Origin of the sequence: Candidatus Colwellia aromaticivorans (assembly GCF_003333305.1) — a bacterium.
Lineage (GTDB): Bacteria > Pseudomonadota > Gammaproteobacteria > Enterobacterales > Alteromonadaceae > Colwellia > Colwellia aromaticivorans.
Window position 1 is genome coordinate 26,307 of the sequence record NZ_QOLD01000091.1, and the last position, 25,412, is coordinate 51,718.

At 37.0% G+C, this 25,412-nt stretch carries 19 protein-coding genes and 2 pseudogenes; 7 read left to right on the forward strand and 14 right to left on the reverse strand.

The window, feature by feature from the left end:
- Window positions 1–2: 2 nt before the first annotated feature.
- The 7 genes from pheS to DWA31_RS14875 all read right to left on the reverse strand — a co-directional run bounded on the left by pheS (window position 3) and on the right by DWA31_RS14875 (window position 10,547).
- Window positions 3–998, reverse strand: coding sequence for a phenylalanine--tRNA ligase subunit alpha (pheS, locus tag DWA31_RS14845; protein ID WP_114327354.1), 996 nt, complete (start codon window positions 996–998; stop codon window positions 3–5).
- A gap of 127 nt (window positions 999–1,125) precedes the next feature.
- Window positions 1,126–1,422 carry a hypothetical protein gene (locus DWA31_RS14850; protein WP_114327355.1) on the reverse strand — a complete coding sequence of 99 codons (297 nt, stop codon included), beginning with the start codon at window positions 1,420–1,422 and terminating at the stop codon, window positions 1,126–1,128.
- A 77-nt stretch (window positions 1,423–1,499) separates the two neighbouring features.
- Window positions 1,500–4,604 (reverse strand): D-2-hydroxyglutarate dehydrogenase YdiJ, encoded by a 3,105-nt coding sequence (gene ydiJ / locus DWA31_RS14855; RefSeq protein WP_114327356.1) that lies wholly within the window; start codon window positions 4,602–4,604, stop codon window positions 1,500–1,502.
- Between the two features lie 156 nt (window positions 4,605–4,760).
- A complete protein-coding gene (locus tag DWA31_RS14860) occupies window positions 4,761–5,237 on the reverse strand; it encodes a cytochrome c (RefSeq protein ID WP_114327357.1) in 477 nt (158 codons plus the stop codon).
- A 17-nt stretch (window positions 5,238–5,254) separates the two neighbouring features.
- Entirely contained in the window at window positions 5,255–8,380 is a 3,126-nt protein-coding gene (locus DWA31_RS14865) for an efflux RND transporter permease subunit (protein ID WP_114327358.1), read from the reverse strand.
- Window positions 8,380–9,840 (reverse strand): efflux RND transporter periplasmic adaptor subunit, encoded by a 1,461-nt coding sequence (locus DWA31_RS14870; protein WP_114327359.1) that lies wholly within the window; start codon window positions 9,838–9,840, stop codon window positions 8,380–8,382. The genes DWA31_RS14865 and DWA31_RS14870 overlap by 1 nt, the downstream gene beginning before the upstream one ends.
- Window positions 9,837–10,547 (reverse strand): TetR/AcrR family transcriptional regulator, encoded by a 711-nt coding sequence (locus DWA31_RS14875; protein ID WP_114327360.1) that lies wholly within the window; start codon window positions 10,545–10,547, stop codon window positions 9,837–9,839. Before DWA31_RS14875 ends, DWA31_RS14870 begins: the two co-directional genes overlap by 4 nt.
- Window positions 10,548–10,934: 387 nt before the next feature.
- Here DWA31_RS14875 and DWA31_RS14880 point away from each other — a divergent pair, with 387 nt between their 5' ends.
- Window positions 10,935–12,446: a Fic family protein gene (locus DWA31_RS14880; protein WP_114327361.1), complete on the forward strand. Its 1,512-nt coding sequence runs from the start codon at window positions 10,935–10,937 to the stop codon at window positions 12,444–12,446.
- Window positions 12,447–12,872: 426 nt separating this feature from the next.
- Here the strand turns inward: DWA31_RS14880 and DWA31_RS14885 are convergent, their stop codons facing one another.
- Together DWA31_RS14885 and DWA31_RS14890 are read right to left on the reverse strand one after the other, a co-directional pair.
- A complete protein-coding gene (locus DWA31_RS14885; RefSeq protein ID WP_114327362.1) occupies window positions 12,873–13,139 on the reverse strand; it encodes a bacteriohemerythrin in 267 nt (88 codons plus the stop codon).
- 20 nt (window positions 13,140–13,159) lie between these two features.
- Window positions 13,160–13,528 (reverse strand): annotated as a pseudogene (locus DWA31_RS14890) (response regulator); the annotation flags it as partial.
- 422 nt (window positions 13,529–13,950) lie between these two features.
- On the opposite strand from DWA31_RS14890, the gene DWA31_RS14895 reads away from it, so the two are divergent.
- From DWA31_RS14895 to hspQ, 3 genes are all read left to right on the forward strand, one after another.
- Complete coding sequence (locus DWA31_RS14895; RefSeq protein ID WP_114327364.1) at window positions 13,951–14,430, forward strand: aminoacyl-tRNA deacylase; 480 nt, start codon at window positions 13,951–13,953, stop codon at window positions 14,428–14,430.
- A 535-nt stretch (window positions 14,431–14,965) separates the two neighbouring features.
- Complete coding sequence (locus tag DWA31_RS14900) at window positions 14,966–15,697, forward strand: protein-L-isoaspartate(D-aspartate) O-methyltransferase (protein WP_245942637.1); 732 nt, start codon at window positions 14,966–14,968, stop codon at window positions 15,695–15,697.
- A 16-nt stretch (window positions 15,698–15,713) separates the two neighbouring features.
- The gene (gene hspQ, locus DWA31_RS14905) at window positions 15,714–16,022 is read left to right on the forward strand and encodes a heat shock protein HspQ (RefSeq protein WP_114327365.1); all 309 of its coding nucleotides are present in this window, start codon (window positions 15,714–15,716) and stop codon (window positions 16,020–16,022) included.
- A 209-nt stretch (window positions 16,023–16,231) separates the two neighbouring features.
- On the opposite strand, the gene DWA31_RS14910 is transcribed toward hspQ, so the two are convergent.
- Window positions 16,232–16,444, reverse strand: coding sequence for a hypothetical protein (locus DWA31_RS14910; RefSeq protein WP_114327366.1), 213 nt, complete (start codon window positions 16,442–16,444; stop codon window positions 16,232–16,234).
- Between the two features lie 480 nt (window positions 16,445–16,924).
- Here DWA31_RS14910 and DWA31_RS14915 point away from each other — a divergent pair, with 480 nt between their 5' ends.
- Together DWA31_RS14915 and DWA31_RS17605 are read left to right on the forward strand one after the other, a co-directional pair.
- Window positions 16,925–17,734 carry a formylglycine-generating enzyme family protein gene (locus tag DWA31_RS14915; RefSeq protein ID WP_114327367.1) on the forward strand — a complete coding sequence of 270 codons (810 nt, stop codon included), beginning with the start codon at window positions 16,925–16,927 and terminating at the stop codon, window positions 17,732–17,734.
- Between the two features lie 443 nt (window positions 17,735–18,177).
- Window positions 18,178–18,339: pseudogene (locus DWA31_RS17605) on the forward strand (S-formylglutathione hydrolase); the annotation flags it as partial.
- A gap of 75 nt (window positions 18,340–18,414) precedes the next feature.
- On the opposite strand, the gene DWA31_RS14925 reads toward DWA31_RS17605, so the two are convergent.
- Window positions 18,415–18,882: a hypothetical protein gene (locus tag DWA31_RS14925; protein WP_114327368.1), complete on the reverse strand. Its 468-nt coding sequence runs from the start codon at window positions 18,880–18,882 to the stop codon at window positions 18,415–18,417.
- 760 nt (window positions 18,883–19,642) lie between these two features.
- On the opposite strand from DWA31_RS14925, the gene DWA31_RS14935 reads away from it, so the two are divergent.
- Window positions 19,643–20,128, forward strand: coding sequence for a universal stress protein (locus DWA31_RS14935; protein WP_114327370.1), 486 nt, complete (start codon window positions 19,643–19,645; stop codon window positions 20,126–20,128).
- Between the two features lie 352 nt (window positions 20,129–20,480).
- Here DWA31_RS14935 and pbp4b read toward each other — a convergent pair whose 3' ends face one another.
- From pbp4b to murQ, 3 genes are all read right to left on the reverse strand, one after another.
- On the reverse strand, window positions 20,481–22,940 hold the full coding sequence (gene pbp4b, locus DWA31_RS14940) for a penicillin binding protein PBP4B (protein ID WP_114327396.1): 2,460 nt from the start codon (window positions 22,938–22,940) through the stop codon (window positions 20,481–20,483).
- A gap of 148 nt (window positions 22,941–23,088) precedes the next feature.
- Window positions 23,089–24,312 (reverse strand): exo-beta-N-acetylmuramidase NamZ family protein, encoded by a 1,224-nt coding sequence (locus tag DWA31_RS14945; RefSeq protein ID WP_425451900.1) that lies wholly within the window; start codon window positions 24,310–24,312, stop codon window positions 23,089–23,091.
- A 31-nt stretch (window positions 24,313–24,343) separates the two neighbouring features.
- Window positions 24,344–25,282: an N-acetylmuramic acid 6-phosphate etherase gene (gene murQ / locus DWA31_RS14950; protein WP_245942638.1), complete on the reverse strand. Its 939-nt coding sequence runs from the start codon at window positions 25,280–25,282 to the stop codon at window positions 24,344–24,346.
- Between the last annotated feature and the right edge of the window lie 130 nt (window positions 25,283–25,412).

Genomic DNA, 25,412 nt, shown 5'->3' on the forward strand with positions numbered 1-25,412 from the left:
TCCTACTTGAACTGTTTTAAGAAGCGAAGATCATTTTCAAAGAATGCACGTAAATCATTTACGCCATATCGCAGCATAGTTAAGCGCTCTACGCCCATACCAAAAGCAAAACCTGTATAAATTTCTGGGTCTATTCCTACGCTTTTAAGTACATTTGGGTGAACCATGCCACAACCAAGTACCTCTAACCATTTACCATTTTTACCCATAATATCTACTTCTGCTGACGGTTCAGTGAAAGGGAAATATGATGGACGGAAACGAATTTCTACTTCTTCTTCGAAGAAATGATGTAAGAAGTCATGCAAAATACCTTTAAGATGCGTGAAACTAACATCTTTATCTACCATCAAGCCTTCAACTTGATGAAACATAGGTGTATGAGTTTGGTCATAATCGTTACGGTAAACTTTACCTGGAGAGATAATACGTAATGGTGGCTTTTCAACTTCCATAGTACGTATTTGCACACCAGAGGTTTGCGTACGTAAAACTAATTTAGGATTAAAATAGAATGTGTCATGATCTTGTCTTGCTGGATGGTGCTCTGGAATATTCAAGGCATCAAAATTATGATAGTCATCTTCTACTTCAGGACCTGCTTTAACTTCAAAGCCTAAATCACCAAAAAAACTTTCTATACGTGCAATAGTACGAGACACTGGATGTAAGCCACCCAATGACGTACCACGACCAGGCAAAGTAACATCAATAGATTCTGCCGCAAGTTTTTGAGCAATTTCTTCAGCGCGCAACAACTCGCCACGGGCAGTTAGTAATTTTTGCACTGCTTGTTTGGCAATATTAATAACTTGACCCATTTTAGGCTTTTCTTCTTTTGGTAATTTACCCAAGCCTTTCATTTGCTCAGTAAATAAACCTTTTTTCCCTAAAAAATTAACGCGTACTTGATCAAGCGCATTTGGATCTGTGGCATCAGCAATGGCAACTTCGGCCTGTGCAACAATGCTATCTATGACGGTGGTATCTAAACTCATGACTTCCTCTAAAACGAGACTGATTTTAATAATAAAAATGGGGATGATTTTACACGATATTCTAGGAATATGTAGGGTAAATAGTGCTTATTAATAAATACTAGTGATTTATCTTACAATTATTTTATTACTCAGGGGGGTTCGACACTGGTTGTGAGGTTTTTTCTTGTGATGTAAGCTGTTTTTCTTTTTCATTCATTTGTAAGTCAGCTTCGCGTTTGACTAAAAGAAAGGTAAGATACATTTTAGTAGGCAATGAGAAAATCAAACCAAAAGCGATACAAACAGCACTAATAATGATGCCTGTAACGCCTAATGATTCCATATAATGACTAAAATTATGTAAGTAGATGCCAAGCGCCAATAGAGATAAACCAACAGCTATTGATACTTTCAACAATTTAATCAAGGTTTGTTCAGGCATAATAAAATTTTTTTCAATTAATTCCTATAAAAAACTATACGCCTGTCACCTTAACTATTATTTGCGCTACATCAAAATTACGTCAATACAGCAAGCAACGCCTCAACAGGGTGTCTTGCTTTTAATTCAGTTAACCTTTTTACTTGAGAGCGACAAGAAAAACCAGTAGCTAAAATTTGTACCGCATCAAGTTCAGCTAATTTAGGTTGCCAACTTAAATCAAATAATCCTTTTGAGTTTTCTAAATTAGATTTTTCATGACCATATGTACCTGCCATGCCACAGCAACCCACACTGACTTTTTCAAGAGATAAACCAAAATAATTAAAAATGTCTAACCATTCATTTTCACTATTCACTAAGGCTGTTTTTTCGGTGCAATGCGAAAAGAGTTTAAAAACCTGCTGTTTATCATTTACATTGATGTTAGCGTTAAGATCAAGTTTCGTGTCTTTTTTGATAAACGACAATAACCACTCATGTGCTAACAACACCTCAAAATCACCACGATTATCGCCTAATGTTTTCGCATACTCATCACGATAACAAAGCACCATGGATGCATCCATTCCCACCATAGGTATATTTAACTGTGCTAACTTATTTAAAAAATCACTGCTCGATTTTGAAGTTTTAGCAAAACGCTTCAAGAATCCTTTAACGTGTTGTGCTTTACCATTAGGCTTGAACGGTAATAATATTGGCTCTAAGCCTAATTTTCTAATTAATGCCATCATGCTCTGTACTGTATTAGCATCATAGAATGAAGTGAAAGGATCTTGAACAATTAGCACATAACCTTCACGTTGCTTGTCAGACAAACTCTGTAGTTTAGCCAAATCAAAACCCGAATAACCTTCCTGTTTGATCTGTTCTTTCAACGTCGGAACGCTAAGCAATGGTGTATTAACATAACCAATGGTTTTTTCAGACAAGGTATCATAAGCTTTTAAGCTTAAAATACTGTTAACCAGTTTTGGTGCTTTTGCCATGAGCGGTGCTAAAATTTCAACATTAGCAACCAGATGATCTTTTAATGGTCGAGGGTAACGTGAGTGATACAGATTAATAAAGCGACTTCTAAAGTCAGGTACATCAACCTTTATTGGACACTGACTGGCACAAGCTTTACACGCTAAACACCCTTGCATGGCTTCCATAACTTCGTGAGAAAAGTCGTCTTTATTATCATCTTTAGTTAAGAAAGCTATCTTGAATTTAGCAATGCTGCTATCAAGCACTTTTTTGACTGACCACAGTCCTTTAGATTGATTAATATCTTGCTCAAGCGCTAAAATGTCTACGCCCTGCTTTTCTAATAAACGTAACCATTCACGCATTAAACCTGCTCGCCCTTTAGGGGAATGACGTCTATCTTTCGTTATTTTGCTCGACGGGCACATAGGGCTATTAGCATCATAGTTGAAGCATAAACCGTTACCGTTACAATCCATCGCGGCAGTGAAAGACTCTTTTACTGTCACGGGAATTTGTCTGTCATAGAAGCCACGTTTAGTGTCATCAACACTGACTAATTGCTCGGTAGAATCTATTGGAGTACAAATCTTACCCGGGTTCATTTTATTTAGTGGATCAAATACCGATTTAATTTTTCTAAGCTCGTTAAATAATTGCTCACCAAAAAACTCTGGGCCATATTCAGAGCGGTAACCTTTACCGTGCTCTCCCCACATTAAACCGCCATATTTGGCGGTAAGTTTCACCACTTCATCAGAAAGTGTTCTTAATAGTTTTTCTTGCTCTGGATCGCACATATCCAGCGCTGGTCGCACATGTAATACGCCAGCATCAACATGACCAAACATGCCGTAATGCAAGTTGTAACCATCAAGTAACGCTCGAAATTCGCTAATATAATCAGCTAAATTCTCAGGTGGCACCGCGGTATCTTCTGCAAACGCTAGCGGTTTTTGATTACCATCAGTGTTCCCTAATAAGCCCACGGCTTTTTTACGCATCGCATACAGTTTATTTATGCTACTTAAATCAGAAGTCACTTGATAACCAATAACCCCACCACTGTTATTACTGGCAATAGTTTCATCTAACCCTTTTGTTAACAGCTTAACTTGCTCAGCTAATGCTTCAACACTGGTGCCATTAAATTCAACAATATTAATACCATCCATTACCTTGTCAGGCACGTCAGTGATTAAATCACTGACGCTATGCCAAACAACATCTTGCTTAGCTAAGTTCAATACTTTGCTATCAATAGTTTCAACCGATGTTGCTTTAGCGCTAACTAAAAAGGGTGAGTGGCGTAATGCTGAATCAAAACTGTCATATTTAATGTTGATAAGTGTTTTAGCTGGGCTAACGGGCGTTATATTAAGTTTTGCCTGACAAACAAACGCCAATGAACCTTCTGAGCCAGTGATTAAACGGCTTAGATCGAACGTGTTTTCGTCATCTTGTAAAACATTTTCTAAGTCATAACCTGTTAGGAATCGATTTAAACGTGGGAATTTTTCCAAAATAAGTTGGCGATTATCAAGACTTGACGCAAGAACTTGCTTCGTTATTTTTCCATGTCTACTATCTTCATTCGCTAATGATTGCGCCTGAGCAATCGTCATCGGCGCTGTATTGAGTATATCGCCATTAGCTAAAACTGACTCAAGAGCTAAAACATGATTAGAGGTCTTTCCATAAACTAAAGAGCCCTGTCCTGATGCATCAGTATTTATCATGCCACCAACAGTAGCGCGATTAGACGTGGATAAATCAGGCGCAAAGAAAAAACCATGAGGGCGTAAATAGTCATTCAGTTGATCTTTAATAACACCCGCTTCAACTTTTACCCATTTTTCTTGCACATTAATTTCAAGCACTTTATTCATGTACTTAGACAAATCAACAATAATACCTGGTGTTAAACTTTGACCATTAGTTCCCGTACCACCGCCACGTGCGCTAAATTTTATTTCGCTATATTGATCTTCATTTGCGGTTTTGGTTAATATAACAATGTCTTGTCTGGTACGCGGATGAATCACCAGTTTGGGTAATTGCTGATAAACACTATTATCAGTAGCAACCGATAAACGTGCACTGTAACTAGCATTTATATCGCCAGTGAAACTATTCTTTTTCAGTGAAGCGACAAAGCTTTCATAAAGAGGAGAAAGATGCGTTTGATGATCAATACGGGGTAGCATGAATATTTTTCTATACAAGGATGAATTATCTGAAGTATATCATGAGCCAATTAATTTTTGCGTTGCTTATAATAGGTAATTTTAAGAACATTTTATTACTATGACTCAAACAATAGGAATAACCATACTTTTTTAAAGGTCTACTACCCCTTCTGGTTATTTTAAAATCTCTGACACTCTATTTTTAAACGTACTATGACAGGATAAACATCCGCCGATCATTTTTTTAAAATTTTCACCAACACCATTGATATTTTTTTGTTCGGCATTTGTTACTATCTCTACAGCCGCATTATGAACGACATCATCATTTGCCTTAAACTTAGCCATATCAGCTCCCAAAGTTTTCATGATTTTCTTGCGAGTAGCCATACTCGGTTTTGGGTGATCCGCTATAATCTTTGCTTTAGCAGCTATCAACGTAAAGTCTTCATTAAGCATTGCCGCCGTTAATTGTTGGGTATCCTTTAATAAACCTCGCATCACTAATTTGAGGCTACCTTCCGCGGCCTTTTCTTTTACGGTATCAGCAATCACGGCATCCGAACTAACTGCATCATTTGCCATTGAAAAGTTGGCTGTTGTTAAAATTACTAACGAAGTGGCAAGTAGCCGTTTTTTCTTGATGAACATATTTATTCTCCGATTTGTTATGCATTTAGTTTTTTATTTGTTTCTTCTATACGAGAAGGTTCAGGTTCATTCGCTTTAGCTACACCAAAATCTTCCAATACACAGTAAAGACATGGGATAACAAAAAGTACTAATAATGTGGAAGTGGCTATACCAAAAACAATACTGGTTGCTAAAGGGATTAAAATTTGCGCTTGCGTACTCGTCTCGAACAACAGCGGTGTCATACCCGCAATAGTTGTGATTGACGTTAGTAGTACAGCCCTAAAACGGTCATGACTCGCTTTTGCCGCCGCTTCATGAACCGTCAATCCTGTTTTTACGCGTTTTTTAACAAACTCAACTAACAATATTGAATCATTAACGACAATGCCTGCCAGTGAAATAAAGCCCATCATTGAAGGCATAGTAAATTGTAACCCCATCGCTAAATGCCCCCAAACAACACCAATCATCGCTAAAGGAATAGCCACTAAAACGACAAATGGTTCAAGGTAACTTTTAAATTGAAATGACAACAATATAAATACGCCAAACAAGCCAACCACAAAAGCTCTCATCATAGACAATTGCGTGGTGCCCGCATTTTTTATTTCACCCTCAAAGCTTAGCGTTAATTCTGGGTAACGCTGGTTAAAGTGCGGCAACCAACGTGCAGTAATATCAGCAAGTACTTTCTTAGTGTTATTTTTATCGACATCAATATCGCCATAAACAGTAACACTGCGTTGATTATTCACTCGGCTGATACGCGCATAACCTCTTGAGGGTTCAATATTAGCAACACTTGATAAGGGAATAATCGCTTTAGTTTGTGGATGTATAATTGAAAAGGTATCAAAATCTTGAAATTCATCTCTCGAAGAAGCATCCAGTTTCACCGTCACCTCAAAAGTATTTAAACCAACATTGGTTTCTAATACTTTAACCCCTTGAAAGGCGCTGCGCATTTGGCTAGCAATAGTTTGTGCATCAATACCTAAGTTTGACGCCCCAGCTTTTAAGGTAATTGAAAACTCAGGTTTACCGGGTCTTAAATCATCAAAAATATTGTCAACACCGTCATAACCTGAAAGCCACGTTTGTAAGTCAAATGAGGCTTGTGATAATTGAGTGAAATCATCCCCGTTAAGTCGAATTTCGATGGCTTTACCGCTAGGACCAATAACAGGCTCTTTAAAAGAAATAGATTTTGCCCTTGCAATAACACCGGTGCTTTCTCGCCAATAATTAATAAAGGGCTGGGTACTGGTTTGGCGTGACTCTGCGGTAAGTAAATCAACCTTAATGGTTGCTAGATGTGGTCCCAATTCATAAGCATCTTCATTTTCATTGTAACTAACACTAATTGCCTTAATTAGTTGTTCCTGTTGTTGAAAATGATCAGAGCTTTTATCTAACGCTTTCAGTAATTGCTGCACTACCGCCTCGGTTTGCTTTAAAGGCGTACCTGATGGCATTAGTACTCGTGCCTGTACCATATCGCCTTCGATATTTGGGAAAGCAGAAAACTTTAAAACACCCGATACTAACATGCTAATAGAAAATAAAAACAAGGCGACTACACTGCCCAAAAATGCATAACGAAAACGAATGAGTAACTCGACCAGATCACCAACTTTTTCTCTAAAGTGTTCAAACTTTTCTTCAAACTTGATCCGAAATTTAGAAACCGTTTTATCCTTTGCATGAGACAACGAATGATTTAAATGATGAGGGAGAATTAGAAATGCTTCAATCAAAGAAACACTAATCACGGTAAGTAAGACAATAGGAATAACTTTTAACACTTGCCCTAAATCACCTTCAATAAAAATTAAGCCGGTAAAGATACACGCCGTTGTTAAAAATGAAGATATTACCCCTCGGGCCACAATTTTAGTCCCTTCTATTGATGCCGATAAAGGTGATAAACCTTTTTTTATTTGACTGCCAATAGATTCAGAAATAACAATCGCATCATCCATTAATATGCCTAACGACAGCAATAACGCCACCATAGAAAACATGTTTATAGAGATACCAAAAACATTTAAAAAGTACATGCTCGCAATAAATGAAACCGGTAAGCCCATCACCACCCAAAAAGCATAACGAAAGGTAAAAAATAACCACATCACGCCAAACACTAAAATAAGCCCTTGCCACGCATTAGTAGTCAATAAACTAATTCTGTCTTTAACAATACTGGTGGCATCTTGGGTGAGCACTAAATCAATCTCTTTAGGTAATTTAGCACGCTCTACTATTAGCATTTCCTCCACGGCTTCTAACACACGTAAACTATCATCCGTGGTATTTTTACTAACCGATAAAATGGCAGCCTCTTTGCCCGCAAAGGTTAGCTTATCTTCAGGCAGTTCAAAGGTATCAATAATAGTGGCAACATCACCAAGCAGTACATCATTACCATTTTCACCACTCATCACTACAATACTCGCTAGATCGCTAACCGTTCTTCTTTCATCTGAAAAGCGTAATTGGGTTTCTTGAAAATGCGTTTCAATGGTACCAACAGGTAAATCAACATCTTGATTGGCAATAATATTAGCAATGTCTTGCAAGCTAAGTCCGTATCGTCTGATGTTATAACTGGGTACTTCAACCAGTAATTGACGGTCTGAAAAACCTTGAATATCAACAAGTGGAATATTAGGATGACGTAATAGGCGTTGCTTTATTTGCTCTGCTAAGGTTTTTAATTCTGCACGGGGAATATCAGCGGTCAGCGCGATAGAAATCACATTTTGCACACGCCCTACTTCACTAACAATCGCTTGTTCTGCCTCAGTGGGAAAATCGCTAATGCCATCAACCGCACTGTTAACATCGTCTAGAAATTTAGAAAAATCACCTTGCTCAAACATCTTCACTGTCATGATGCCAACGCTTTGCCTTGCTTGGCAGACTTTCTCTTCTACAAAACTAATACCATCAAGCGCATCCTCTAATGTTAAACAAATACCTTGCTCAACATCCAATGGTGTTGCTCCGGGATATGGTACTTGTATTTGTACTGAATACGCTTCTACCTTAGGAAAAGTTTCACGCTTTATTTGCGGTAATGTAATTAAGCCAATCACTAACAGCACCATCATTAATAAATTAGCTGCCGTTGGATGTGCCGAAAAAAAGCGGATCATTATTTAGCTCCAGCGTTACTGGTAGGTGGAGAGCTAGCATGTGATGAAAGAGTAGGTGTTGATTCTTCCCCTAACCACAACATCATTTGTTTAGTGACAATATCATCAAGTATCGGCGTCACTTCCATGCCATTAACCGCAGGAAAAACATCTGAGATAATAACTTTGTCATTAGCTTTTATTGTTTGCTCTTTTGTCGAGTCTACTAGTAATAAGTCACCATGATATTGCAATTTATCAAGGTCAACTCGCTGTAGTAAATTCATTTCATCGATAATAAAGACTTGTTTGTTATGTAAAGCAAAGCGCGGCAATATCAGCATGTTTTTGGGTTTCCCTGCTAATATAACTTTCATGTACATACCTTCAAGTAAAGGTGGTCTAGTACCGGGCAATACTTCTTTATAACTATCACTCACGCTAACCATAATGCCAACAGTGCGACTTTTGGCATCTAAATTATCACTAAAGCGCTCTACTGTTGCCGGCCAAGCTTTAAAAAGCCCACGGGGATCTTGCACCATAACGGTCAAACCTAAAGACTGTAATACGTCTTTCATGTTTGGGGCCTGTTGTTTATTCTCAAAAGCGTCTTTGTTAAAGTTTTGAGCAAAAAGTCGAAATTGCTCTAACGGGAACTGCGCATTAATAATGACTTTATTAAGGGTAAAAGCATCAAATAGTTGTCCTGAACTTGATAGGCCACCTGCACTAACATATTGATTTAACTCAGTGTAAACCTCACTGATTCTGCCATTAAATGGCATGGGAATTTGTGTACGCGCTAAGTCTCGTTGGCTTTTTTCTAATTTAGCTTTAGATATTTCAAGCTGGGCTTTCATTACCGCTAACGTTGAGGGTAATATCGTTTTTTTATTTTCAAGCTGTTGTACTTCTTGTTTTTGTTTCAATAAATTTTGTTTTTCACCATTTAAGGATGATTTGGAAACCACGCCTGTTTTACTCAGTTTCAACATTCGGGCGTATTCTGCGTTTCTTACTTGTAATTTTTCTAGGGCCAGTAATCGCTCTAATTCATTATTTTCAATGGTTAACGTCATTTCTTGCAAGTTTGCTTTATTCACTAATAAATCTGCTTGCGCCTGCTTCAACTGCAATAAATAATCTTTATCATCAATGGTTAATAACAAGGTGCCTTGCGAAAATATTTCCCCTTTTTTAAGTTTAGGGTGAATATAAGTAACACGTCCCGACACTTCAGCTTTCGCTTGTAATGTCATGTCTGGCTTCACAACACCGTAACCAATAATTTCAGGCTTAATAAGATGAGATACTACTTTTATATAATTAACGGGAGTAATTAAACTAGTAACAGGGTTATGCTTCATATCCGGCTGTAACTTTACTATCAAAAACATCAACACCAGTCCTGCAATTGCGATAACAGGGAAAGCCACTTTTGTTTTTAGCCACATTTTTATTTTTCCTATAAAACTCATGACAAGTTTTCCTTACTCTGAACGCCAGTACTATGCAGCACTTCAGGTTGTGTAATTGAAGGTGAATTACAACCAAACATAAATTGTTGATGGATATGCTCTGCCCATAAGGGGCTTTGCAATTCTTCATCACTAATTTGCCATGCTTGTTGCCGAATAGACTTATGAATAAAGGGCGTAATAAGCATTGTGACTAGCGAAAATGCAGCGTACTTGGCTTTACGACCGTCTTTGATTGAGGTGTTATTTTTGACAAGTTGAGGAATGAAACTTGCCATTTTTTTAGGAAAGCGATCAATAAAAATATCACTTAACGTTGAGCTACCACTTGAATTACCTGCTGAATTGCCCGATAAAAATTCATGATGAATTAAACGCGCTAAACCATGGTTATTGTTTAACATCGACAAGATAGTTTCTATAAAGGTTTTAATAGGATCCGCTGACTGGGTAATAGCTTGCATAACAGTAAAATGCTTGGTCGACATCTCATCTAATAAAGCAACAAACAGCCCTTCTTTATTAGTGAAATAATAACTAATCATGGCAGAGTTAACACCTGAATGTTGAGCAAGTTCTCTTATCGTTATATTCGCGAACGATTTTTCAGCAAGCAGCTGTTCTGCCGATGCCAATAGCTTCGCTTTTTGCATCGCTTGTTTATCAGGGTTTACCGGGCGCCCTTTAGCTAATGCTGAATTTTTCATAGTAAAACCTATTTTATCATTTAACTAATCACTTGATTAATTAAATAGTAAGATCGTTTTTTTAGCAAGTAAAGTTTCAAAATAGTAAAATGTTATACGTATTAATCAACACTACCTATGATGTTTTCAGACAGTAACAGAGATCGCATGTCACTATTGCCACAGTATAGAGACATAGAGAGTTAGAGCTAAATTAATTTTTGAACAGGTAAAGTAGACCTTAGATTCAATGACGATTTATAGCTTTAAGTAAGCATAGATAAGGATTGTCATGCTATAAGTGTTATTAGTTCCACATTAAAAGCTAATAGATGGTTGCATTAAAAGCTAATTATGAACTACACTAAAAGCTAACAAGTAATTTCAGCAAAAGCTAACGGTGTTAACATGAATCAAGTTTCAGAAAAGCTCGCATATTCGCTAGAGCAATTAAAGCTATTGCAAGATAGCGGTATTATTGCTGTGCAATCGAAAATGCTTGAGCGCACCGATAGAGAACGCTTGACCAAGCATGGCTTTATTAAAGAAGTAATGCGAGGTTGGTATATTCCTTCAAGCCCAGATGAACAACAAGGCGATAGTACCGCCTGGTATACGTCTTTTTGGGATTTTTGTGGGGCGTATTTAGATGAGCGACTTGAGCAGAATTGGTGTTTATCACCAGAGCAATCAATACAAATTCATATTGGTGATAAAACTGTTCCACCTCAGTTATTAGTACGCTCGCCTAAAGGTCGAAATAAACCAACGGCTTTACTTCACAATACTTCGGTATTCGATATTCGCTCAGTGATGCCAGAGCAAGCACAGTTAACAATAGTCGATGGTTTGAGAGTATATGGCTTGGGAGCAAGTTTAGTGCATTGTGCTAAAAATACCTTTGCACAAAAGCCCATTCAAATGAGAACGCTACTTTCAATGGTGAGAGATGCCTCAGAAGTGTTAAGTGTATTGCTTGATGGTGGTCATGTTGCCAGTGCAGGCCGTTTGGCTGGGGCATTTCGTAACATTGGTAGAGACTTAATTGCCAATAACATCATTAAAGGCATGGATGTAGCTGATTTTAAGGTAAAAGAGGTTGACCCATTTGAAGATGAAACACACATAATCTTTGGTCGCAGTGAGGTTTCTCCTTACGTAAATCGACTGCGTTTACTGTGGCAAAGTATGCGAACAGATGTGATTGCCCATTTTCCTGATGTACCTGACGCTAAAATAAATGTTCAGAATTACTTGGCTGAAGTCGAAGACAAGTTTGTTACCGATGCTTACCACTCGCTATCCATTGAAGGCTATCGAGTGACACATGAGTTAATTGAACATGTACGTTCAGGTAACTGGAACCCTGAACAATCTGATGATAGTAGAAAGCATTTAGATGCAATGGCTGCGAAAGGTTATTGGGATGCCTTTCAACAAGTAAAGCTAGCCGTTGAACGTGTACTTAATGGTGAAAACCCTGGTGAAGTATTCGAAGCTACTCATGCGGATTGGTACTTAGCTTTATTAGGCCCAAGTGTTGCCGCTGGTATTATAAAACAGTCAGATTTAGCAGGCTATCGAACAGGGCCAGTGTATATTAGAAAATCAAAACATACACCGCCAACCAAAGCGGCAGTTAGGGATATGATGCCTGCACTTTTCGATTTGTTAATGGAAGAAGAAAACCCTGCGGTTCGAATTGTATTGGGGCATTTTATTTTTGTTTATATTCATCCCTATTTTGACGGAAATGGCCGAATGGGACGATTCATAATGAACTTAATGATGGCCGCAGGTGGTTACTCATGGACTGTTGTGCCAGTAGAGCGAAGAAGTGAGTATATGGAGGCATTAGAAGCGGCAAGTGTAGAGCAAAACATTGGCCCCTTAACAAAATTTATAGCTTCGTTATTATAGTCATAGCTCTTTGAAAAAATGTAACTTTTGTAAGAGAGCATACCTTACATTTATGACATTTACTCGACTACTATATAACAACAAAATCATTCAAAACAAGTAACGACAATCCCACTATATAATGTAACTATTTGATGTACGAGAATCTCACTGTTGGCTGATCATCTCAAGCAATATGAGTGTTCACAGATTGACCGTCACCTTGACTGGCTCCTGAGCCACCATCACAGTCGTTCACGTAATTGTATTGGGGTTGCTTCACAGTGCGCTAAACAGAAGTTATCAGCAAAAAACTCTACACTAGATTTTCGACAAGTTTTAAGCGTAAATCCCAAAGAAATTGTGTCATATTATCTTTGCTCTAGATTAAAGGTGAACCATTCAATCTTAGTTACTATAAATTGTTGAAGCATGGAAACGTAGACTTCAAATGTCATAATGGCTAAAACTTGTTTCTTCGATAGATCGTGCATAAGACTTGTATTCCATGTCAGATTTCAATATATGTAAAGTCAACCAGTTATAGAGAAAGGTCGATATTTTGTGATGTAAATCTATCGTGTAATTATCAAGTTTTTGTTCTAATAAATGAAATTTAGATCTTAATTCATTATGCTGCTTTGTATGCTTTGCTGTTTTCGGGTAGTTAATTTGTCTTAATAAATTTTCTTCCGTTTCGAAGTGTAAATTCATATAAGCAATTAAGTTTTTAATTACTTCGGGTTTACTGTCTTGGTGAAAAACTCATTTATCATGGTAAATAGTACTTTATGTTGCTCATCCATGTCTTTATTACTAACCGAGTACTCAGGTATCCATTGAATCCATTCTTTGTCTGATTCTTTATTAATATAAATGGGATTAATAGGCTCTTTCAACGCTTTAGTAATACTTCTTATAATAATGCTTTTTTTGGACGGTTTAATAATGTAACCACTAAGCCCTAGAGGTATCCAGCGCTTTAGTGTTTTTTTGTCATTAACATGAGTGTAAGCAACTACAGGGGTTTTATTCCCAGCTTTACGAAGTGCTTTTGTCACCTCAATGCCGTTAAGCTTTGGTAGATCATATGCCATTAAAACAACATCAGGATTAAATGGACAATTACATCAGTTTTGCCCCCCAATTGCATTAGAAGTGCCAGTTATTATCATTCAACTTCGCCACCTAATTGCATTTGCTGTGACCACTGAATAGCATTAGGTTTGCCACAGATAAATATGATCTTCGTGCGCAAAAGGGAAACATCGAGTGATTAAATGAATACTTCGGCTCCTAGCCAAAGAACTAAACCGCTCCGCGGTATTGGAGTTCTTGGCTAAGTAGCAGACCTTTTGGGTTTGAATGGAAGAGTTAACTAATGCCACAGGCTGTGTGATCACATTGAAATTCAATCCATTTAGCTTATTTTTAACTTTAGTTACTCACACCATTTGACAGTCTTTGGTTAAAAAGCATTTACAGTCTATACTTGAGATGGATCAAATATAACGTGGAGGTTACTATGACTATTTCTAGCCGACTTGACTCCTATTTAACCGCACAGAATATATCTTTTCAAGTAATTGAACATGATCACAGCGCAAGCTCTATCGGTAGTGCTATTATGGCGAAGATTCCTCTGAACCAAATAGCAAAAGCTGTTATTTTAAAAGATCATGAAGATAGAAAATTGATGGCCGTATTACCAGCTAAAAATAAAATAAACTTATCTGCTATTAATGATGAGCTGATGGGCAGTTACAACTTACTTAAAGAAAAAGAAGTCTATCGGATGTTTAGTGACTGTGAACATGGTGCTATTCCGCCCGTAGGCGATGCTTTTAATATGCACATGATATGCGACGAGTTATTAGATCAACTAGATTATGTTTATCTTGAAGCAGGTGATCACCGAAAATTATTACGTATTAATCATGAAGATTTTGAAACCATAGCTGCAAATAGTAAGCACTTGCGTTTTAGTAGTGAAATCTTTCATTAATATTGTGTTTGTTGTGAACAAAGTTATTCACTTGCTTTAAATGCTTCGAAAGACAGGGGGACGGGAATAATTGATACACCTTAATATCATTATATTTCTCGTTTTTTTGTATTTCGTAAAGAGTTAACCGTTCCCACTAAACGGTGTTGTTAATACAAAATTCAATCCGAGTCACTATTTCCACTTAATATCCCAATGTTTCGAATGTGGCTTGCCCATTAGCTATTGAGTTTGTGTTTTGATATTTTATTTTATAAAAAAAACAGTCCCTTCCGTACGCAGAGCGGAATAAGGTTAGTCAAAATATCAAACGTCAACTTTCCGATCATACAGCGGACATAAATTTAGTCATTCTATGGCGGTAAGGGGCACATAGTTAGATAGATTTTACGGCAAGTCTGTGTCCTATAGACATTCGCGTCAGATTTTTTTCCATATGGAGTAATCAATAAAGTCACTCTCGTTCAATAAAAAGTACAATTTTGTAATTATACTATAATTAATATATCGTCACTCCCAGTAGGGAGTAATAGCTATGGTTAAACGAATTATACTATTGCTCATAATTGCATTCGTGTCATTTTCTATTTTAGATGACCCTAGTGAGTCAGTGCAGTATTTGCGTAATGAGATGCTAAAGCTAATTATCAGTGATACCAAAAGAACAGCTATCTATACCGGCATTTCTCAGCTAAGACCTGACATTCTTGCTGCTATAGATAATACACCTAGGCATGAGTTTGTTCCTAAGCACCTCCAACAATATGCTTACGACAACAGGCCGTTGCCTATCGCACATAATCAAACCATATCTCAACCCTTTATTGTTGCTATAATGACCCAGCTGATTAATCCTCAGGCTAGTCATACTGTGTTGGAAATAGGTACCGGTTCAGGCTATCAAGCAGCGGTATTATCTAGTCTAGTCGCCAAGGTATTTAGTATGGAAATTATACCTGAATTGGCACAACATGCTGAAATTACACTTAAATCCCTAAGCTACAACAATGTTACTATACGCACTGGCGATGGTTATCAAGGTTGGCCTGAGCAGGCACCTTTTGACAGTATTATAGTAACCGCTGGCGGTGATATTCCAGCTAAGTTACTTACCCAGTTAAAACCTGGTGGTATTATGATTATCCCAGTCAATGACCAATATGGAAATCAGCAATTAACTTTATTAGAAAAAGATGACCAAGGTGTGCTTAAGCAAAGCAAGGTATTGCCAGTAAGCTTCGTACCTTTGGTCAAAAGTGATCACTAAGGGGATATAGCAACTCATGCCGGCAAAATTTTATATCGGACAAATAATTTATCACAACAGGTTCAATTATCGAGGGGTCATTGTTGGTATAGATGCTGTATTTAGCCATAGCGAGTATTGGTATGAAAATATGGCAACTAGTCGTCCACCAAAAGATAGACCTTGGTATCATGTTTTAGTTGACCAATCATTGCAATCGACTTATGTTGCAGAAAGAAACTTGTTAGTCAATGATGATAGTAGCCAAATTAATCACCACTTATTGGGACATTATTTTGATAAATACGATGGTAAACGTTATTACTCAAAACAAAAACCTCACTAGTAGAAAGTTACTTATTTTCTTTCAATATTATCGATTGTACAACTCAATACTACATAATATTAGGAAAACCAATGGTGTGATTGAGCAAACTATGTGGATTTAAATTGAGAGTTCAGCTTAATAGCGCTTGGTGTTACTCGATATGTGTATGAAATTTGACACACCTAACCATAGGATTACTTTCACCCATAAGATATTATTCAGCGAGTCTAATGACTTAACGCAATAATAGCGCCATCTAAAACATCCATATTAAAGATATAATTTTTTTGATGATATAAAATTTCAACCTGGTTATTTTTTAGCACGTCAGTTATATCAAATTCATCACCAAAAGCTATTTTCACATTGTCATCACGTAAGTGGATATTAGTTTTAGACATGTAGTGACCAATATCTACTTTATTTCGATTATATTTCATACAGCCCCTATTTAATCATAGTAGCTAAAATGAAAAAGCCAATGGTAAGTTTGCAAATTTTTAGCGAACTAAGTACAGGAATAATACCTTCAATTACACTAAGCTTGTTTTGAGATTGATAGATCATAAGTATTGGTTATTTACTTGAAAAAATGATCAATAGTTTTTACACAGTCTGTGCGCTATATAGTCATTTTAGTCTGAATAAACCTATAATTAGGATGTTCAGACCATGTGGCACGTTATGTAACACAATCTACGGGAATGAAAGTGATCGAGCATACTGGTAGTATTAAATCCATTATAAAAATGTAGTACATGAATGAATTACATTGAGATTGTCGACGGTTAAATTCGAAATGCTTGCTAAAATACTATTATCTAAGCAAGCTTACAAAACAATTTTATGCCCAACGTAATGACAAGATCTAGACTATGATTAAACTAGCGTATTCTCTAAACCAATAAGGCAGAGCAAACATGCTGAACAGAGCTAGTCTGTTGATTTTTATTATCTTGTTAACAAAAGTGCTGATATTTGATAGTTCATCAGTGCTAGCTGAACAAAATAAGGCTGATTATGTCGATGAAATGAACATTGAGTTTATACTTATCAAATCAGGCCATTTTGTCATGGGCCGGGATGCCAGTGTTAAAATAGGATATGATCCTGAGTTACCTGCTCACGAGGTTAAAATCAAACAACCATTCTATCTCGCCAAATATGAAACAACCCAAGCTCAGTGGCAATTGGTGATGAATAACAATCCGGCTAATTTTGTTGATCCCCGGCGACCAGTGGAAAATGTCAGTTTTAAAGATATACAGAAATACATCAACAAACTTAATCAACTTTATCCAAACTTAACTTACCGTTTGCCGACGGAAGCTCAATGGGAGTATGCTGTCAGAGCGGGTACTGATAGTGTCTATTTCTTTAGTGCTAGCGAAGGTAGGTTAAATAACTATGGCTGGTATATCAGCAACACGCTCGGAGGTACTCAACCTGTGGGACTACTGGCTGCTAATGCTTGGGGATTGCACGATATGTATGGTAATGTTGCTGAATGGGTAGAAGATTGCTGGCATGTAAATTACATTGATGCCCCAAAAGACGGTAGCCCCTGGCTTGACAATACCGACTGGTTTACCAATAACTGCAAAGAACGGGTATTGCGTGGCGGCTCTTGGTTCAGTCCAGCATTTGAACTGCGTTCAGCCTATCGGTTTAAACACTTCAACTTTAACCGTTCACAACACAAAGGTTTTAGACTGGCTCTGGACAAATAAACTAACCAATAGCAAAGCTCGATTAAGATTAACTCATCCTCAGCCTTTGGCTGCTTTAATAACGACCTAGGCGTTATACTACATGCATTTTTTACCCCTTTTGCACTCCTACCAAGGGACTTGTAATCTGTTGGCTTGATATGTCATCTGTTGGTATTACTATAACCTCAAAGTATTGATTTTAAAAAATAACCTATCTAATCTGATTAATATTAAATTAGTATAAAATAAGGTAATAAAATTCAATATATGCGACTAACGGAGTCTTATCCGTTGTTAGTGGGAGTTGGATATTGGCAAAACGAGCTGTGATTTATAACAGTAACTTTAGCCGTATAGTGAACATCTAAAATTTGGATTCCACAGGCAGCAATGAGCCTTGAAGCGGACGTTAGCTATAACAACCTGCTAATGTCGCCTTAGCGCACTTTGTTACCTTACCCGTGAGTGAACAATTAAAGCCTGAAATGTTAGCAGCCGCAGACAAAACCAATAATAACCCTTTGGAATTAAACCTTCATGAAGGCTATGATCATAGTTACTATTTTATATCGAGCTTTATTGAAGATCATTTGCGTTTTCATGCAAACCATCTGAGCAAATAACTAATATTTTGGTATTATTTACTCGTTCCACTTGAATATGCATCTTAAAGTAGAACGGGTATATCTATAAACAAATTATCGATTTACCTTGTGACAATTTGTACAGCCGCCAGAGACTTTGCCCGCATAGTAATAATTCGGCTCTTGAAGAGAGGCAGCAGTTCTCGCTTGGTCAACTTTAGCCACAAAATCTTGCATGTGCTCTTGTATGAACGGGTGATTTCCTCCTGTTTCTCCTTCGATTAATGTAGAAGCGGTTCTTCCCATGTTTTGCAATACCTGCAGTACTTGCTGGCGCTGGCCTTCTGCACCATCTTGAGTTTTTTCATATGGGTTAATGAGTACTTCATCGAGCAAAAGCATTTGCTGCGCCAATTTAGCCATATCAGAACGAAGCTCAGCGGGTTCAGTGTATTTAAAACCTGGTGGATAAGTAAACTTGCGCATAGATTCTGCAAATTGACTGCTACAACCCACTATGGTTGAACTCCCCATAATCAAAACAACAATGCTCGCATACCACAAAACTCTTTTTTTATTCATATTTGTAAACTCCATTAGTACTCATTTTTTTGTTAAATGTACCGCCGTCAACAAAATATTAATACACCATTCAATAATTACAACTTTTTTATCATATATACCCAAATGAACTCAAAAAGCGGATTTTAGGACAACTGAGCGAGCCATATACAAGGCGCCTCTTTTTATTAATGGTTACTCCCTTAAAAAAGGAGGCTACGAAGTAGATGGTTTGATCAGTTGTCCCCGTAGGGTTGGTTTAGAAACGTTTTATGCTTCGTTATTGATTTCGACAATGGAACAACCATTCTCTTCAATCAATGCCTTGCCTAAAAACGTTTCTAATTCCAACTAAAACCTGCACTTTGAATTCACTTGGGTATATACCGTACAACTTTAAGATGCAATTTCATTACTAAGACTTCTCAGTAATATGACACGAACAATTCATTATAAAATATATGGCAAATAATTTGTGACCAATGTCTTCAAAGCGCACTAAGTTAACATTCCCTCTAAAGTATTTGTACCCACTTTGAATATAGCGTTAACTTTTAAACCTTGTCCTGAAATTTAATGAAATATAATACAAAATCATTTTATACTTTTGATTAAACATTCGCTTCAACCTTAACCGATGATATTACGTTGTTTTTGTAAATAATGATTTTCTCTAAGGCTAGTAATTATTGGTGGTTATGCTTGATTCAAATCAAGCATAACCACCAATAATTTCGTATGCTTATATTAACTACTCCAAAATAGATAAAAGGATACCGTCATGACAGAAATCAATACAATACTATATGCAACTGACCTTGGAAAGCATACACGACCCGCTTTTCGTATGGCTGTGACCCTAGCCAAACAAAATAACGCAAAAATTCACTTTCTATTCGTAATAGAACCGTTGAATGCTAATACAACATCAATGGTTAACTCATATCTATCAGAAGGAACCGTAGAGGAGCTATATCAGCGTTCGATTGATGATTTACATGAAAAAGTTAATGAGCGCATTGATAAATTTTGCCTAGAAGAATTAAACGGTGAAGAGTTTCCTGGTGGCAAACCTGTCGCAGATATTGTTGAAGGCTCACCTGCCGCGACAATAGTTAAAGTAGCAGAAGATAAAAATGTTGACCTTATTGTGATGGGTAGTCACGCACATAGTGCATTAAACAACTTATTTATTGGCTCAGTAGCAGATAAAGTAGTTAACAGATCAACTACTCCGGTATTACTCGTACCACTAAAAAGTGACTAATTTAAAAACGAATTTTTATAATATAGCCATCTAATACCAGTTTCATTAATTAGGTGATCTATTTTATACGTAGGAAAAACGGCCAAATACAAGGCATTTATTTCAATAACGAGTTGTTCAGGACAATGTGATCCTGCATTGTCTAATAAGCTGCATCCATGCAGCGTTAATTATTAAATAAATAACGAAATAGTTGGTCATTTTAACAAGTAGAATGATCACATAGTTAGTGAGATTGGTATAATTTATATCTCAACTTCACCTCAGGACATAGTCATTAGCAACGTCTTGAGGTGGGCATAAATTAGCAGTAATCTGACTGAGCTAAACTAGAGTTTTTGCTAATCAATATCTAATTATCTAAAACAGCTTCATACACTAAAGAAATAACACTACCGTAATTACCTGTTTCAAACTGTTTTCCTTTAAATTGGTAGTCTTTTTCGTCACCTTCTATTTCGCTGTGACGAGCGTTAGTTAGTAAGATAATGGCTAAATCATGTTCTGGATCTATCACAGTTACTGTGCCTGTCCAGCCAGTATGCCCATAAGCAGAGCCACTAGCATAAGGACCAAAATGCCATTTTCTATCGCCATTATTGGCGCGCCGCCAACCTAAACCATAGGTGCCATTACCATCATCGGGTTTAACAAACTGATCAATGACTTTACCCGAAAATAATTGTTTATTTCCATAACCGCCACGATTTAATAACGCTTGTGCTAATACAGCCATGTCTTTAGCCGTTGAAAAAAGTCCTGCATGTCCTGCAACGCCTGCTAACGAGTGATAAGCTTTTTCATCATGGACTTCACCTTGTAAAACATAAGTACGCACATTTTCATAACTGACACGATTACCACGCGTTGTTCCGTGAATTTCTGTGGCAGCAAATTGATTCTTTCTAAAGCCTTTTTGTAATGGGTTAAATACCGTGTTATTTAACCCAAGTGGATGATAAATATCATATTCAACATATAAATCTAACGACATACCCGTTATTTTTTCAATGATCATACCTAACAACATATAGTCAGTATCGCTATACATGCGTTTAGTTGAACGACCTACAGCAAAAGGTACTTGCGTTAAAATTAGATCTTTAGTTTTATTTGTATCGTGAGAGAAAAATTTTGGCCCTAAATTATTATCACGGGTAAAAAATTTCACTTGTGGTGCATAGCCTGCTTTATGGGTAAGAATGTCTTTTACTGTCCGTAAATCACGCCCTGCACCGCGATAGGTAGGTAAGTAATGATTGATAGGTAAACTAGTATCGAGCTTCCCCTCATTCACCAACTTCATTAACGCAAAGTTAGTGGCAAACATTTTAGTGTTTGAAGCAATATCAAATAGCGTATCTGTGGTCATTTTTACAGGCGCTGTTAGTAATTCTCCGCCATCTGCAAATTTTCTGGCGTAGCCGTAAGCTGTATTCTTAATGATTTTTCCATCTTTAAGTACTAATAATACTGCGCCAGGAAAGCCTTGTTCAATGTCATCTTTTATTAAAGTATCTATTTTAATAAAGCGTTGTTTGTGCTTTGAGGTTTGATTTTCTAACACCGGATAAGGAATGGTGATATTAACACTGGCACCTTCAGGTAAAACATTTTCTATTTTAAAGGTATTATCACCATTTTTAGTACGTTTTTTCAAAGAGTACTGATAGCTATTATAGGCCTGTAAAGGGTCGGCAATATTGAGTTTTTCACCATTAATAAAAATATCTGCAGAAATCGCATCTTGGTTATCAATGATAATTTCACCTTTACCTTGATAGCTTTTAAAGATAGCGCGATCATTGACTAGCGCTCGCGAGCTACGGTTTTGTTGCGGGAAAGCTTGATCTATTTGCCCATTTTTAATCAAAATAGTATTAGTGGTTTTTACTAAGGCGAGCTCATGCTCATATCTAGCTAACAGTTCTTGCGCTTGTTCAGGCATGTACTTTTCTAATAACGCAAACAACGTAGCAACCGTTTGCTCATCAGCTCTATCTGTTATTTTCCACGGCACAAAATGCATTTGAAAGGTATGTAATACCGCTTGTGTTTGACTATCAAGTTCGCTAGTTTCCTCAATACCGTAACCATAACGATGTAACGCTTGTTGGATTAAACCAATATTTGGCATTTGAACATCAAATAATTTCCAGTACTTCAGCACTGTTTCTTTTTCGTACCACGCGCCAATACCTGCTTGATATAATTGATACCAAGGAAAACGTGGACCGGGATCGTTTTTTCGCTGTGGGGCAATATCACTATGGCCAATAATATGTGTTGGTGAAATATCAGGGTTTTTCTTTAATATTTCTTTTGAAAGCTCAATAAGCAATTCAATTTGTTTAGGATCATAGTCTGGAAAGAAACATATTTGATTAGGTGTTAATTTTTTATCTAATAAAAGTTGCCCTATTGCTAATTCAGTCTGTTCTTGGGGTAAACGCTCACACTTAGAGCCATTAACAATTTCAATGCCAATAGACTGGTCATTAATAGCGGTTCTTCCTTGCCAGTAACTACTACCGGCATGCCAAGCACGTTCATTTTCGTTCACAAGTTTGAGCACTTTAAGTTCGTCCTCAAGGTACGTTTTATCGTGACTTTCTGGCACTAAATAATGAGAACTGACACTGTTTTTATGAACTAACTCTTGCAGAGAACTCTGATAATCTCCACCCGTATAGTGCATGATCAAAAACTTAATCCGTTGCCCATAGTTTTTTGAATGCATTTCTTCTACAGGCAAGGTATTTGACGTACAACTAGTTAAAAAAACTAAAGCAACAGAAGCTAATAAAAGCATAATTTTAGAAGAGTGTTTTTTTAAAGTATGAATCACTGTTAAGTCCAACTTGTTTATTTCAGGATTGTTAATTTCGAAATTGATAATTACGGAAATGTTTACTTCGGGATTTGATCTCTATTATCATGCTTTAGCTATATTGTGCCAATTACAAGTCTTTGTACAATAAATAAGGTTTTCTTAAGCTTTTGAATTTAAATAAACCTTGCTTCCAACTTTGCTTGATTTCTAGCTGAGTTTGACCCGCTACAATCGCTTTTCTTAATTTATCAGTGCCACTGAGTTTGTCCATAAAACTTGCACGTGTAAAAAATTTTGTATTTTTTTCTTGAAATACTTGATGCCACTTAATAATAAAAGATAAGTCTACTCCCTTAATGTTACTGTGGCGTAAGTCTTGTCCGATAAGGCTTTTATTCATTAATTTTGGTGTAGATGCAGCACCTGGAGTAGAGATAGGCATAAATTTAAAATCTCCCACTGATATTTTATCATGACCGATTACCTGAAAGGGGAAGTCAGTGCCTCGCCCAATACTCACGGGGGTTGCTTCAAAAAATCCAAGAGAGGGATAAAGGTTAATGGCAATATCATTAGGTAAATTTGGACTTGGCTTTATTGGCAGTGAATAAGCCATTCTCCGTTGGTAGTTTTGCATACTAACCACGGTTAAATTAAGATCGTTAGTACTATTAAGCCAGCCTTCACCTTTAAACATTAATGCCAATTCGGCAATTGTCATGCCGTGCAATAAAGGTATTTTATGCATGCCTACAAATGAAGTAAATTCAGATTCAAGTATGGGTCCGTCAACAAAAGCGCCGTTTGGATTAGGTCTGTCAAAAACGATAAAGCTCACACCAGCATCAGCTGCCGCTTCCATCATATAATGCATTGAACTGATATAAGTGTAAAAACGTACGCCAACATCTTGAATATCAAAAATAATGACATCAATATTTGCCATAAGCTCAGCAGATGGCTTACGGTTTTTACCGTAAATTGATATTAAGGGAATCCCTGTTTTTTCATCGATGCTAGAGCTAAATTTTTCACCTGCATCATGATCACCACGAAAACCATGCTCAGGTGCAAAGATTGCCTGCACGTTAACATTATTATCAATAAGCACATCAACTAAATGCTTATTATTTATTTGCGATGTTTGATTGACTACCAAGCCAACTCTTTTTCCCGTTAGCATAGTCAAATAATGTGTCACTTGTTCTGCACCAAGAATAAGGTCTTCGTTATTTAATTTTACTGGAACATCATCGTCAGTATAAGTATAAGTACAAGCACAAAGCGCCATGAATAACGTCAAGTAAAGCACTGTTAATTTATTAGACATTTTGATGAAAAAATGACGCATGACTTATCACCTCAAAAATTTATTGTTCTGATTACTCTGATTGCTCAATAGCCTTGCGTAAAAAACCTTTATTTTTCAACAATGAAGCCTTTGCTGTGGTTGCATCCAAGCCAGTTAACACCATAAGAGTTGCCAATTTTGTGTTATTATCTGCCATATTTAAGGCCTTTTGAGCACATTGAAAATCACACTCAGTTGCCTGCATTACTATTCTCACTGCGCGGGCATAAAGCTTCTCATTACTAGCGCTTACATCAATCATTAAGTTGCGATAAGTTTTACCACTGCGGATCATGCTTGCAGTAGTAAGCATATTAAGAATTAATTTTTGCGCTGTGCCGGATTTCATTCGTGTTGAGCCTGTTAATACTTCAGCGCCAACAACTGCACAAAGATTGATATCATTCGCTTGTGCAAACTTGTCATTATAACTACAACTCAAACCAACCACTGTTGCACCCATGGTTTTACCATAGTTCATTGCAGAAAGAACATAAGGCGTTCTGCCACTAGCAGCAATACCCACTAATACATCTTTAGCTTCCAACTTAACCGCTTTTAAATCCTCAATGGCGAGAGATTCACTGTCTTCTGCACCTTCAACCGCTTTTTTAATAGCTTTATCACCACCGGCAATAATGCCCAAAACCTGCTGTTCGCTTACACTGAATGTTGGCGGACATTCGACTGCATCTAAAACACCAAGACGACCGCTCGTTCCAGCACCGATATAAATTAAACGACCACCATTAGCAAAAGCTTCAACTATTTTTTCCACCGCCTTAGCTATTTCTGGAATAATAAGCTTAACAATATTCGCAATTTTTTGATCCTCATGATTAATTTTTTCTAACACACCAGTTACATCAAGCATATCGATATCTAACGTATCGGGGTTTTGTCCTTCGGTGGTTATGGTTTTAAGTTCATCAATTAGTTCAGATTGTTTTTTCATTAGCATAGTGCTCATGGTTAACCTTGTTAATTTAATTTTTACTTGAATCTGGCTGGGATACATTATTCCAAAAAAATACAAATAACGAATTGAAATAGATAATGACATCATCGTGAATATTAAACTATTCACATAATAGAAGCAT